General features: G+C 64.0%; 12 protein-coding genes. 4 read left to right on the forward strand and 8 right to left on the reverse strand.

Translation table 11 applies throughout. From position 1 onward, the window contains the following. Positions 1-158 precede the first annotated feature (158 nt). The 3 genes from EN993_RS21295 to EN993_RS21305 form a co-directional block, all read right to left on the reverse strand. On the reverse strand, positions 159-467 hold the full coding sequence (locus EN993_RS21295) for a putative quinol monooxygenase (protein ID WP_109659643.1): 309 nt from the start codon (positions 465-467) through the stop codon (positions 159-161). Between the two features lie 63 nt (positions 468-530). Then, positions 531-1,310 carry an SDR family oxidoreductase gene (locus EN993_RS21300; RefSeq protein ID WP_127264739.1) on the reverse strand — a complete coding sequence of 260 codons (780 nt, stop codon included), beginning with the start codon at positions 1,308-1,310 and terminating at the stop codon, positions 531-533. Positions 1,311-1,373: 63 nt separating this feature from the next. Continuing rightward, complete coding sequence (locus EN993_RS21305; protein WP_127264740.1) at positions 1,374-1,811, reverse strand: DsrE family protein; 438 nt, start codon at positions 1,809-1,811, stop codon at positions 1,374-1,376. Positions 1,812-1,913: 102 nt separating this feature from the next. On the opposite strand from EN993_RS21305, the gene EN993_RS21310 reads away from it, so the two are divergent. From EN993_RS21310 to EN993_RS21320, 3 genes are all read left to right on the forward strand, one after another. Then, positions 1,914-3,017, forward strand: coding sequence for a hypothetical protein (locus tag EN993_RS21310; protein ID WP_127264741.1), 1,104 nt, complete (start codon positions 1,914-1,916; stop codon positions 3,015-3,017). Positions 3,018-3,083: 66 nt separating this feature from the next. After that, a complete protein-coding gene (vapB, locus tag EN993_RS21315; protein WP_023760667.1) occupies positions 3,084-3,329 on the forward strand; it encodes a type II toxin-antitoxin system VapB family antitoxin in 246 nt (81 codons plus the stop codon). Next, positions 3,326-3,712 carry a type II toxin-antitoxin system VapC family toxin gene (locus EN993_RS21320; RefSeq protein ID WP_109659649.1) on the forward strand — a complete coding sequence of 129 codons (387 nt, stop codon included), beginning with the start codon at positions 3,326-3,328 and terminating at the stop codon, positions 3,710-3,712. The genes vapB and EN993_RS21320 overlap by 4 nt, the downstream gene beginning before the upstream one ends. Positions 3,713-3,719: 7 nt before the next feature. Here EN993_RS21320 and EN993_RS21325 read toward each other — a convergent pair whose 3' ends face one another. After that, positions 3,720-4,667 carry a cation diffusion facilitator family transporter gene (locus EN993_RS21325; protein WP_127264742.1) on the reverse strand — a complete coding sequence of 316 codons (948 nt, stop codon included), beginning with the start codon at positions 4,665-4,667 and terminating at the stop codon, positions 3,720-3,722. Between the two features lie 5 nt (positions 4,668-4,672). Then, a complete protein-coding gene (locus tag EN993_RS21330; protein WP_127264743.1) occupies positions 4,673-6,862 on the reverse strand; it encodes an anthranilate synthase in 2,190 nt (729 codons plus the stop codon). 318 nt (positions 6,863-7,180) lie between these two features. On the opposite strand from EN993_RS21330, the gene EN993_RS21335 reads away from it, so the two are divergent. Beyond that, the gene (locus EN993_RS21335; protein ID WP_127264744.1) at positions 7,181-7,951 is read left to right on the forward strand and encodes an isocitrate lyase/phosphoenolpyruvate mutase family protein; all 771 of its coding nucleotides are present in this window, start codon (positions 7,181-7,183) and stop codon (positions 7,949-7,951) included. A 1-nt stretch (position 7,952) separates the two neighbouring features. Here EN993_RS21335 and EN993_RS21340 read toward each other — a convergent pair whose 3' ends face one another. From EN993_RS21340 to EN993_RS21350, 3 genes are all read right to left on the reverse strand, one after another. Then, positions 7,953-9,008, reverse strand: a complete 1,056-nt coding sequence (locus tag EN993_RS21340; RefSeq protein ID WP_127264745.1) for a succinylglutamate desuccinylase/aspartoacylase family protein — start codon at positions 9,006-9,008, stop codon at positions 7,953-7,955. Between the two features lie 190 nt (positions 9,009-9,198). After that, positions 9,199-10,377 (reverse strand): MFS transporter, encoded by a 1,179-nt coding sequence (locus EN993_RS21345; protein ID WP_127264746.1) that lies wholly within the window; start codon positions 10,375-10,377, stop codon positions 9,199-9,201. A 179-nt stretch (positions 10,378-10,556) separates the two neighbouring features. Then, positions 10,557-12,923: a membrane-bound PQQ-dependent dehydrogenase, glucose/quinate/shikimate family gene (locus EN993_RS21350; RefSeq protein ID WP_127264747.1), complete on the reverse strand. Its 2,367-nt coding sequence runs from the start codon at positions 12,921-12,923 to the stop codon at positions 10,557-10,559. Positions 12,924-13,096: the final 173 nt, after the last annotated feature.

Raw genomic sequence — 13,096 nt, forward strand, 5'->3', positions numbered from 1 at the left:
GAGCAGGACCAACCATTGCCAAGGCTTGCCTATCCGCGCCATGCGTTCGATGGCGGGCTGGTCTGGAGGCTGCTCGGCCGAGGAATCCATGTTTCGGTCTTAGACGCGAAGCGAGGTGATGCGAACCCCGCTGCGTCGAAAAAGGATGCTTGCGCGCCTCAGTCGCTTTTGCCGTCGGCCAGGCCGAAGCCGCCGACGGGGTGGGTCTCGACCTGGAATTCAAAGCCGGCAATGAACGGCCGCGCCTTGGCGATCACCGCCTGGACTTCGGGAAGCTGCAGCGAGGCTTTGTGGCTTTCGGCGTCGGTCCATACTTCGGTGACCCAGATCGCATCGGCATCCGCGGGGTCGCGGGCGATGATGTAGCTCAGGCAGCCCGGCAGGGCGCCTGTACTGGCGCGCAGGACGTCCATGACCGCGTCGCGCTGGCCGCGCGCCGCCCGCATCTTGCCGATCAGTCCATACATTCCGTTGTCTCCCTTTGAGGTTTTCGACAAGAACATGCAGATCACCAGTATGCCGACAGCCGCTCAAGGCATCAACTGGCCGCCATTCACCTCGATCACCTGGCCGGTGATGTAGCCGCTCAGAAGATCGGAAGAGAGGAACAGATAGGCGCCGACGCAATCCTGCGCCGTGCCGGCGCGTCCCTGCGGAATGGTGGCGACCATGCCCTTCATCTGCTCGTCGGTCGAATAGCGCTCGTGGAACGGGGTGAGAATGGTGCCGGGCGCCACCGCGTTGACGCGGATGCCGAAGCCGATCAGCTCCTTGGCCATGCCGCGCGTCACGTTGGAGACGAAGGCCTTGGCCGAGCCGTAAAGCCCGGCTCCGCCGCCCGCACCATTGCGCGCGGCGATCGACGAGGTGTTGACGATGAAGCCGCCCTGTTTCCTCAGCCACGGGATTGCCTTGCGCGAGGCGGTCAGCACCGAACGGGCGTTGAGGTCCATCACCGCGTCGTAATGCGCTTCGGTCTGCTCGGCATAGGGGATGCGGCCAAGCATGCCGCCGGCATTGTTGACCAGCCCGTCGAGGCGGCCGAAATACTGCGCGCTGTCCTCGACGACGCGTTCGACATCGGCGGCAACGGAGAAATCGCCCTGGACGAGAAACACCTCGCCGCCCTTGTCGGCGATCGTCATGCCGAGTTTCTCGGCGGCGCCTTGACTCGAATTGTAGTGCAGCGCCACCTTGCATTTCTGCGCTGCATAGGCCAGCGCGAGCGCCGCCCCGATGCCGGTCGACGCACCGGTGACCAGCACTGCCTTGCCGGCAAGATCGGGTATGCTGAGTGTGGTGGCTGGCACGGGTTCTTCCTCCGGGATTTCAGCCTGTCCTTCGTAGGCCCTTGCCGCCCCGGTGTTCAAGTCTCAGGGGCGCAGATAGGCGTAGCCCTGGCCTTGCAGTTCGGCGAGCTTGACGACGCCGCCCTTGTCGGCGGCATGGAAACCGGCGAGCAGGTCGGCGAGCGAAATATCCATGCCTTGCATGGTGTTGGCGCAGGCGTGCGGTTCCAGCCCCTGCTGCACCAGGCCGGCGAAGCGCCCGGAAATCGCGGCCGATATGCCTTTCGACTTGAAGGCGGCCAAGGCCGGACCATGCACGACCAGCACGATGTCGACGTTGCCGCCGGTGCCTTCATAGTGGTTCTTGATGTTGCCGAGCACGAAATTGACCTTGTCGACGTCGCTCAAGTGATAGGCGACCTTTTGCCTGGCGGGCTCTGGGGCGGCTGCCTGCACTGCCCGCAGACCAAGAAGCGTTCCGGTTCCGGCAAGAACCGCGCGGAACATATCGCGCCGGCGCATGGCATCCTCCCCCGCTTGGCGGCTCGCCGCGAATTGCGTGACTCCAGCCGCAATACTAGCATAAATTGACGTTACGTCCTGTCGATGCAGAGGAGAGGTCACATGGCGTTCAGGGTAGGGGAATGGAAGACAGTCGCCGGCGCCGGGTTTGGCGTTGCGCTGCTTGGCGCGCTTGCCGGTTCGGCCTTCGCCGACGATGCGCTCAAGCTCACCGAACTCAGCCCGAACGGGGCTGATGCCTGCTTCGGCCGGATCTATGACGCCGCGCACCTCAAGGCGCATCCGAAGCAGAAGGTGGCGCGGATCTTCTTCCTCTATGGGCACGACCCGGTCAGCCGCCCGAACGAGGAGCCACCGACAAACTCCGACTCGTCCTATAACGGCTTTATCGCCACCACGGCGCGCGGCGCCAAGGCGCCGGAATGGGCCAGCGGCTGGTGCAATCACGAGTCCGAGGACGGAAAGAGCGGTTCGATCCGTTGCGGCATGGACTGCGACCGCACCATGGCCTCGCTGAAGCTCGATGACAAAGGGCGTCTGATCCTCACCGATGTCTCGGCCGATCTTTATCTCGACGCAGGATCGGAAGATGAACTCGGTGAAGCCGAATATGACAGGCAGGCGCTGGGGAGCGAGGACGACAATTTCCGCCTCGACCCGATGCCGGCCGCAACATGCCAGGCCGAATTCGCGCGCATCGATCCGATCGATCCGGCTCTTGGAACTCCCTTGCGTGAGCGGCTGAAGCCGGACCAGGCCTTCTGCTACGGGCGCGACTATGATGCAGCCCATCTCGGTTCGCATCCCGACCAACTGACCCAGTCGATCCGGGTTTTCCGCGGACCGGTGGAACTGGCGTCCTTCGCCTCGGGCGGCGATGCGGCCAACTGGCCAGACGGCGCCGACATTGCCGTTACTGTCACCACACGGCAGAAATCGGCCAAGGTGACACAGACCTATTCCTGCCAGGGCGAGGCCGACCAGTGGCGCTGCGCGGCGAGCTCGAAGATGAGCGATTTCTCCTGCGACATCGCGCAGAAGGAGATTTTCCTCAAGCGTGGCGTAGACGGCACCATGATGCTGGCCAATCCCAACAGCGCACTCGCCATCGTCGATCTGTGTTCGAAGGCCGCCGACGGCAAGACGAAATCCGACGACAAGGTCTATCGGCTGCAGCCAATGTCGCAATCGGCCTGCGCGCCTTGAGCTCGGACTTGTCTGCGTCGCCATGAAGGGATATATCTTTGCTATATCTCATTTGAGGATAGCATGATGGACAAGGCAAAAGTGTTCTGGTCGGGCCGGTCACAAGCTGTACGTCTGCCCAAGGAGTTCCGTTTCGAAACAGACGAGGTTTCGATCCGCCGTCACGGGCAAACCGTCATCTTGGAACCGCTAGCGCAGGATTGGGCGTGGCTTGACCAAGTGATCGGACCGCTTGACAACGATTTCGCCGAGGCAGCGCTGGAACGTCAAGACGGGCAGGATCGGCCTGCTTTGGATGACGTTTTCAAGTGATCTACCTGCTCGACACCAATGCCGTCATCGCAGTCATCAAGGGCGACGCCGGGCTGTTGGCGCTGCTGAAACGGCACAAGCCGCAGGACTTTGCCCTCTCTGCGATCGTCGCACACGAACTATACTATGGTGCTGAAAAGAGCCAACGAAGGGCTGAAAATTTGGCGCGCATCGAAGCTCTGCAGTTCCCGGTGCTCGAATTCGATCGAGAAGACGCAAGACATGCTGGAGAGATTCGGGCAACGCTCGCGACGTTGGGAACTCCGATCGGTCCCTACGATGCGTTGATCGGCGGGCAGGCTCGCGCTCGGAACCTTACGCTGATGACCCGCAATGTCCGGGAATTCGAGCGGATCAAAGATCTCTCAATCGAGACCTGGTGAACCCGCCTCACGCGAACGGCACGGCCGTCGTGCCCTTGGGCAGCTTGGCCTCGTCGTCGGGTTCGACATGGATGGTGACGCGCACCGAGGGGATTTCGGCTTTCAGCGCGTCCTCGATGCGGTCGCAGATGACATGGCTGGCGCCGACCGACATGTCGGCGTCGACGACCAGATGGAATTCGATGAAGGTGGCGCGGCCGGCGATGCGCGTCTTGAGGTCGTGAACCTCGAGCGCGCCCTTGCAACTGGCCGAGATGACGTCGCGGATGCGCATGTGTTCTGCCGTATCGACGGCGCGGTCCATCAGGCCATTCATGGACGAACCGATGACGTGCCAGCCCTGCCACAGGATGTTCAGCGCCACGATGACGGCAAGCGCCGGATCGAGGATCTGCCAGCCGGTCAGGATCGCTCCGACAAGGCCGCCGAAGACGCCGATCGAGGTCACCACGTCGGTCATGATGTGGTTGCCGTCGGCGACCAGCGCCGGCGATTTCTCGGTCCTGCCGGCGCGGATCAGCGTCCAGGCCCAGAAGGCGTTGATGACCGTGGCAACGCCGTTGACGGCAAGGCCGCTCCAGGGCTGTTCGAGCGGTGCCGGCGTCTGCCAGGAGCGCCAGACCTCGTTGAGGATCAAAAGGGCGGCGAGCACGATCAGCACGCCTTCCAGCACCGCCGAGAAATACTCGGCCTTGTGATGGCCGAACGGGTGATCCTGGTCGGCCGGCTTGTAGCTGACCTGGATCGCCCAGAAGGCGGCGACCGAGGCGATGACGTTGACGATCGATTCCAGCGCGTCCGAATAGAGCGCGACAGAGCCGGTGACGTACCAGGCAGCAAGTTTCAGAGCGAGCACAACAAAGGCGACAACGATCGACCAGAAGGAGAGGTTGGCAACCTTGCGCTTCGCGGCCGCCTTGGCCGTGATCGCCATCGTGTTCTCGGCTTCAGCCATGATCGTCAGGCGGCCTTTTCCTTGGCCTTGCGCGGCAGGTGGGCGACGATGTTCTCGATGATGCGCATGCCGGCATTGTGGCCGAGCGTCATGATCGATTCCGGGTGGAACTGCACCGCGGCGATCGGCTCCTTGCGGTGCTCGAAGGCCATGATGACGCCGTCCTCGGTTTCGGCCGTGACGATGAAATCGTCGGGCAGGCGCACCGGATCGGCGAAGATCGAGTGGTAGCGGCCGACGGTGACTTCCTTGGGCAGGCCGGAGAAGATGATGCCCGGCTTGGAAACGCGGATACGCGACGGCTTGCCGTGCATGGGTATGTGCAGCTGCCTGAGTTCGCCGCCATAGGCTTCGGCCAGCGCCTGCAGGCCAAGGCAGACGCCGAAGATCGGCAGGTCGCGGGCACGTGCCTTCTTGATGGTGGCGGCGCAGTCGAAATCCTTCGGCGTGCCGGGGCCGGGCGACAGCACGACAAGGTCGGGCTTCAGCCGGTCGAACACCTCCTCGGGAACCGGCGTGCGCACGGTCGAGACATTGGCGCCGGTCTGGCGGAAATAATTGGCCAGCGTGTGGACGAACGAGTCTTCGTGGTCGACCAGCAGGATGTTGACGCCGTCGCCGACGCGCGCGGTGGTGCGCTCGGTGCTGGCGGAATTGCCGGTCTTGGCGTCGCGAATGGCGGAGAGCATGGCGGATGCCTTCAGTTCGGTTTCGGCTTCTTCTTCCTCGGGAATGCTGTCGAAGAGCAATGTGGCGCCGGCGCGCACTTCGGCAATGCCGTCCTTGATGCGGATGGTGCGCAAGGTGAGGCCGGTGTTCATGTCGCCGTTGAAATTGACCATGCCGATCGCGCCGCCATACCAGGCGCGCGGGCTCTTCTCGTTCTGTTCGATGAAGCGCATGGCCCACAGTTTCGGCGCGCCGGTGACGGTGACCGCCCAGGCGTGCGACAGGAAGGCGTCGAAGGCGTCCATGCCTTCGCGCAGCCGGCCTTCGATGTGGTCGACGGTGTGGATCAGGCGTGAATACATCTCGATCTGGCGGCGGCCGATGACGCGCACCGAACCTGGCTCGCAGACCCTGGACTTGTCGTTGCGGTCGACGTCCGAGCACATGGTCAGCTCGGATTCGTCTTTCTTCGAGTTGAGCAGTTTCAGGATTTGCTCTGAGTCGGAAATGGCATCGTCGCCGCGTTTGATGGTGCCGGAGATCGGGCAGGTCTCGACGCGGCGGCCGTTGACGCGCACGAACATTTCCGGCGAGGCGCCGATCAGATATTCGCCTTCGCCCAGATTGATGAAGAAGGAATAGGGGGAGGGATTGATGGCCTTCAGCTTGCGCGAAATCTCGGATGGCTGTGTTTCGCAGCGCTCGTAGAACATCTGGCCGGGCACCACCTCGAACAGGTCGCCGCGCTTGAACGAATCCATCGCCTTGCGCACCAGATTGGCGTATTCGCCCGGTTCATGGTCGCCGCGGGGCGGGATTCGGTCGGGGCTCTTGAACGGCTCGGCGATTTCGTCGCGCGGCAGCCCCTCGGTCGAAAACCCGTCGCCGGCGTAGTCGTAGCGATCGGTCCAGGCTTTGGCCGAATAATGGTCGACGACCAGGATCTCGTCGGGCAGGAACAGCACCAGGTCGCGCTGGTTTGGCTTGCGCTCGAGCTTGTAGTCGACCGGGTCGAACTGGAAGGCGAGGTCGTAGCCGAAAGCGCCATAGAGACCAAGATTGGCGTCTTCCTCGGTCTTGAACAGAGCGGTGATGGCGCGCAGCACGGTAAACACCGAAGGGACGCGGCTGCGCTCTTCTTCGGTGAAGACACGGCCGGGCTTGGCGACGTCGAGGCGGATGAGTTTCTTCGATGTCTCGGCGATGGCGACATCGGCCAGGCTGGCGAGCGCCTTGCCGATGACCGGCAACAGCGCCTCGCCACGGCCGTTCAGCGCCTCGATGCGCATGGCACGGCCACGTGCTGAGATGACCAACGGTGGGTCGATGATAGCGGTGTCCCAGCGCGTGTAGCGGCCGGGATATTCATAATTGGAGGAAAACACCGCACCGCGGCGCGAATTCAAGCCGTCGACGTAAGCGTCGATCGCGCCCGCATAGGGCCGGTCGTGGCGCTCGCGGGTGATGGTGATGCCACCCGCGGTCACGAAACTTTCCGCCCCGTTTTCCAGAACCTTCATCGTCATTGCCGTCTCCATCAGCTTCTTGGGGCAACGGACCCGGGAATGGCTTGGAAAAAACAAATGGCCGCCCGGACTTTCCGTTGCGGCCACCCTCTCTTTTCACGCGCACGTGTTCGAACAGGCCGCTGTCAGCAGGCCCACCACCAAATGGTCTTGGTCGAACGCATGTTCATGGCGAAATCCATAGCTGCGAAAAGGAGGATGCGCAACAGGTTTGAAAGTCTCTTCGTTGGCCGCCGCTTCCCAGGCTCATGGCACATCGCCAGAGCCGACAGTGCCGCCTAGATTGTATATCCAACAGCAGGAAGATGGTAAAAGCCAATGACCGAGCAGATCGAGCGCGCGCGGACGTTCCATTCCCTCCACGTCAAGGGAAACCCGATCGTCCTCTACAATGCCTGGGACCCGGGCTCGGCCAAGATCGTCGAGAAGGCGGGCGCCAAGGCGATCGCCACCGGAAGCTGGCCGGTGGCTGCCGCGTTCGGCTACGCCGATGGCGAGAAAATCCCGCTGGAGCTGGCGCTTGACAACATCAAGCGCATCGTCGGGTCGGTCGACCTGCCGGTGACCATGGACCTCGAGGGCGGTTACGGCGTCGATCCGGAAATCGTTGCTCGCACGGTAACGCTGGCGCTGCGGGCCGGCGCCATTGGTTTCAATTTCGAGGATCAGATTGTTGGCGGCAGCGGCCTGCATGACATTGCTGTCCAGGTAAAACGCATCGAAGCCGCGGCGGCGGCCGTCAAGGCTTCCGGCATACCGGCGTTCATCAACGCTCGAACCGACATCTTCCTCAAGGCGAAACCGGATGCGCATGATGACGTCCTGCTCGACCAGGCCATCGAGCGCGCACAGGCCTTCGAAGAAGCCGGCGCGCACGGCTTCTTCGCGCCGGGTCTTGGCGATGAGGGCCTCATCGAGACGCTCTGCAGTGCAGTTGCATTGCCGGTCAACATCATTGCGCTGGCGCATGTGCCGCCGCGCCAGCGGCTGGCGGAACTGGGTGTCGCCCGCATCAGTCACGGCCCGGTGCCTTACCGGCAGATGGCGGAATGGTTGGAGGCGAAGGCGCGGCAGGCTATTTCGGGTTAGGTCAGTCCTCCAGCGTCCCCGACCGGGCATCGGTGCTCTTCTTATCGCCAACCAGCTTCAGAAGATCCTCGCCTGCGCGGATGATGCGGCGCGAGCGGCGGGTCAGGATGATGCCGTCCTGCGGTGCGAAGACTTCGGTGCGGCCATCGGTTTCACCCGGTGCATGGACGATGGTGGCGAGGCGCGCGCCCTTGGCGACGCGGTCGCCGGGTTTCACGTCGTAGAGCACGGCACCCGCCCGAGGCGACGGCATCATGTCGATGTTTTCCAACGGGGCCACAAAGCCGGCGAAAGGACCGGGGGTGTGCAGGGTGGTATCGGTGATCACGCCACGCGCCACCAGCAGCCTGTAGAGGCCTTCGGCGTCGGCGGCGGCCAGGGCGCCGTCGACATCGAGGATGCCGCGATATTCGACCGTGGTGGCGACGCGGCGGTCGAGTTTGGCCACATCATCGGGAACGTTCTGGTAGGGCATGATCGAGGCGCCCTCGAACGTGCCGGCGGTGTCCTCGCTCCACAGCACGACCGCATCGACGCCCATGGCGGTGGCACAATCGGCCATGGCCGGCCACAGGCTGGTGTGGACGTAGAGATAGGCGAGACCCTCGTCGTCGCAGTGCAGGTCGAGCACGATGTCATGGCCGAGCGACAACTGCACCAGCCGGGTCTTCAGACGCTGGTCGACGCTGCCAAGGGTGGTGTCGGGCAAGAGTGCTGTGTCGGGCGCGGCGAGCAGCGGGAAGCCGCGGTTGAAATTGGTGCGCGTGCCCAGATGAAAACGGCCCTGATGCTCGCCGAAATGATATTGCGCCCGGCCGATCGGGTTGGCCCAGGGCACGATGGTGAGATTGCCCTTGATGCGGCCTTCGGCTTCGGCCTTGGCCAGCATCGGCATCAGCGCGTCGATGGCGACGACGCCCGGCAATTCGCCGGCGTGGAGCGCTGCCTGCAGATAGGCCGAAGGGGCGACCTTGTCAGTGCCCGCGAAGCGGAACAGCGGGAATTCGTAGGAAACGCCTTCGCTTTCGCCGGCGATGCGTTCGATCGATTTCTGCATGACTTCCTCCATCTAGAGCAGTTCGCCGTTTCATGGAAACGCCGAACTGCTCTATCTCTTTGTTTTGACGCAATCCCGGACGGAAAACCGCTTCACACTCTTCCTGGGATTGCTCTAGAGCCAGAAGACATGCCCATTTGAACGCGCCGATGTCGATTGGTCCAGCCTGCCGCGCTATGGGCGCAAGCGGTTACTCTGCGGGAGCCTGAAGCGGGATGACGGGCGCTCGCCGGTCCAGCGCCTGCGACAGCACAGCGACGGCGACCGCCAACAAGGCGATCACCGCACCGACCAGCGGCAGATTGGCATAGGAAATACCGGCGGAAAGGGCCACTCCGCCGATCCAGGCGCCGCTGGCATTGCCGACATTGAAGGCGCCCTGATTCAGCGTGGCGGCGAGGTTCGGCCCCTCGGAGGCCGCCTCGACGACGCGGATCTGCAGCGGCGGTACGACGACGAAGATCAGCAGGCCCCACAGGAAGACGATGCCGATGGCAACGCTGGCGATAGTGCCGAACTGCATGAAGCCGACCAGCAGCAGCGCCATCGCGAGCAGCGTGCCGATCACCGTCGGCATCAGCTTCCAGTCGGCCAGCCTGCCGCCGATGATGTTGCCGATGGTCATGCCGGCGCCGAACAGCAGCAGCACCCAGGTGACCGCAGAGGTGGACAGACCGGAGACGTCGGTGAGGTAGGGCTTGATGTAGGTGAAGACGGTGAACAGGCTTGCGGAGGTCAGCGCCGCGATCAACATCGCCAGCCAGACCTGCAGCTTGCCCAGCACGCGCAGCTCGCCGCGCAGGCCGCCACCGCTCGGCTCGGCAACGTCGGACGGCACCAGCCAGGCAATGGCTGCCACCGAGATCAGGCCGATGCCGACGACGGCGAGGAAGGTGGCGCGCCAGCCGAGGGCTTCGCCTAGTGCCGTGCCGGCGGGAACACCAAGGATGTTGGCCAGCGTCAGCCCGGCGAACATCAGCGCGATGGCACTGGCGCGCTTGTTGCGCGGCACCAGGCTGGCGGCAACGACCGAGCCGATGCCGAAGAAGGCGCCATGGCCGAAGGCGGTGAAGACACGTGCGGCCATCAGCGTCCAATAGTTGGGCGAGATGGCACAAAACAGATTGCCGACGACGAACAGCACGGCCAGCCCGACCAGCACCGGCTTGCGCGGCAAATGCGCGGTGGCCATCGCGACGATCGGGGCGCCGAAGACGACGCCCAGCGCATAGCCGGTGACCAGCAGGCCCGCCGAAGGAATGGACACGCCGAGATCGGCGGCGACCTCCGGCAGCAGGCCCATGATGACGAACTCGGTGGTGCCGATGCAGAAGGACGCAATGGCAAGCGCAAGGATCGGCAAAGGCATGGGGCGTCCAGACTGAATCGGTTCAAATTGAGACTGCGCGACGGTATGCCCGGTTCACAAGCACCATTGCTGCAATGCAGCAATGCAGAAAGCGAGGAGCAGACAAGAAACGGGGCGCTGGCGCGCCCCGTTTGATGACCCCGATCGGATCGGGAGTGAGATCCCCCTGGTTTCCGGGATCACGGCGCCTTCGGCAAGGCATAGGCGACAATGTAGTCGCCGCGATCAGGTGACTGGCGCGCGCCGCCCGCCGAGACGACGACGAACTGACGGCCGCTTTCAGGCGAAGTGTAGGTCATCGGCGTCGCTTGTGCCCCCACCGGCAGGCGGCCCTTCCAGAGTTCCTCGCCGGTGGCGACGTCGAAGGCACGCAGATAGTAGTCCTGCGTGCCGGCGTAGAAGACGAGGCCGCCCGCCGTGGTCACCGGACCGCCGAGCGACGGCATGCCGACCGGGATCTGCAGGCCGGTCTTCATGCCGAGCGGGCCTGTATCCTGCAGCGTGCCGGCGGGAACCTGCCAGACGAGCTGGCGCGACTTCAGGTCGATGGCGCTGATGGTGCCATAGGGCGGCTGATGGCAGGGAACACCCAAAGGCGACATGAAGCCGTTCTTGAGCGCGCCATAGGGCGTGCCGAGCTGGGTGCCGAGACCATCATGCGCGGCCGACGGGCCATAATTGTCGGCCACGGCGCGCGGCAGCAGCTCGACGAATTGCGGCATGCGGATATCGTTGACGATCAGATAGCCATTGGCCTCGTCGATCGAGGCGCTGCCCCAGTTCATGCCGCCATAATAGCCGGGAAACTGCAGCGAGCGCGTCAGGCCCGGAGGCGTGAATTCGCCCTCGTAGCGCAGCCTCTTGAAGCCGATGCGGCAATAGAGCTGGTCGAGCGGTGTGGCGCCCCACATGCTTGCCTCGGTGAACGGCTTGTCGCCGATCGAAGGCATGCCGACCGAATAGGGCTGGGTCGGCGACAGGAAATCCTCCTTGGCGCCGCCATCCTGCGGCACCGGCTTTTCCTGCACCTCGGCGATCGGCTTGCCGTCGCGGCGATCGAGCATGAAGATCTGGCCGCGCTTGGTCACCTGGATCAGCGCCGGCACCTTGCCGCCCTTGCCGTCGGGCACGTCATAAAGAGCAGGCTGCGAGGGAAGGTCGTAGTCCCACAGATCGTGATGCACGGTTTGGAATTTCCAGCGCTCGCGGCCGGTGGCGATGTCGAGCGCGACGACCGAAGCGGTATAGTCTTCCGCCGCCTTGCTGCGTTCGGCGCCGAAGAAGTCGGGCGTGGCGTTGCCGGTCGGCAGATAGACGAGGCCGAGCGCGTCGTCATAGTTCGGCGTCGACCAGACGTTGGGCGTGCCGCGCGTGTAGCTCTGGCCTTCCGGCGGCAGCTTGGTGATATCAGGGTTGCCGAGATCCCAGGCCCAGACCAACTCGCCGGTCCTGGCGCTGAACGCACGAACAGCGCCGGAGGGCTCGCCAGTCTCGACATTGTCCCAGACCCAGCCGCCGATCATGACCAGATCGCGCATGACGGTCGGCGCCGAGGTCTGGAAGTAGAAGCCAGGCTTGACCTCGCCCATGCCTTGCTTGAGGTCGACGGTGCCGCCCTGGCCGAAATCCGCGCAGGGTTGGCCGGTCTTCGCATCGATCTCGATCAGCCGCGCGTCGATGGTGGTCATGACGATGCGCCCGGCGCAGGCGGTCGCGGTGGCACCAGCCGCTGGCGCGGCGGCCGTGGGCTCGTAGTAGCTCACGCCGCGACAGCGTTGCCACAGCGGCGCCGAGGCCTTCGGATCGAACTTCCAGCGCGGCTCGCCGGTCTCGGCGTTGAGTGCGTTGACGATGTTTTTCGAGGAGCAGGTGTAGACCGTGTCGCCGACCTGCAGCGGCGTGTTCTGGTCTTCGGCGCCCTTGGCCGGGACATCGCCGGTGCGGAAGGTCCAGGCGACCTTCAGATCCTTGACGTTGTCCTTGGTGATCTCAGCGATCGGCGCATAGCGCGTGCCGGCCGGCGTGCGGCCGTAGTGGCGCCAGTCGGTGCTGGAGGCTGCCGCGGCCGGCGTCGGAGCTTCGGTGGCCGCGACCGTGTTGTGGATCACGCCATGCGGCTGGAAGGCATAGGCGGTGGTGGCGACCAGGCCGAGCACGAGAACACCGGCAAGGGCGAAGGGGCCGCGCTTGCCGCCGCGCGATGACGGAAACAGCGGCGCCAGCAGAAGGGCGACCACGGCCAGCACTGTGGGCGCGACCAGCCGCGGCACCAGAGGCCAGAAATTCAACCCGACTTCCCAGAACGCCCAGGGAACCGTGGCGAGGAAGACGAGGATGTAGAGCCAGAAGCCTGCTCGCCGGCGCAAGGCGTAGAGAAAACCGGAGACGATGATGCCGGCACCGGCCAGCGCGTAATACCAGGAGCCGCCGAGACCGATTAGCTGGACGCCGCCATAGAGCAGCGGCAGGCCGATAATCATCAGCACCAGGCCGAAAAGAACGAGCAGCCAGACGCCGCCGGATGTGTTGGTATCTTGGTCTGACATGTCGATCCTCACGCTTGCCCGGATGGCGAGGTCTCGCGGTCGCGGCGGCCAAGAAAAGGCCGTAGGGCGATCAATGGAGGCCGGCTTCCGGTTTCGGCGACGGGGGCTTCGCCAAGGAAAAGAATTTATCGCATCCTAATAGATAGCATGTTATCTTTTCCGCCATGCTCAAG

The organism is Mesorhizobium sp. M7D.F.Ca.US.004.01.2.1 (assembly GCF_003997785.1).
Classification (GTDB): Bacteria; Pseudomonadota; Alphaproteobacteria; order Rhizobiales; family Rhizobiaceae; genus Mesorhizobium; species Mesorhizobium loti.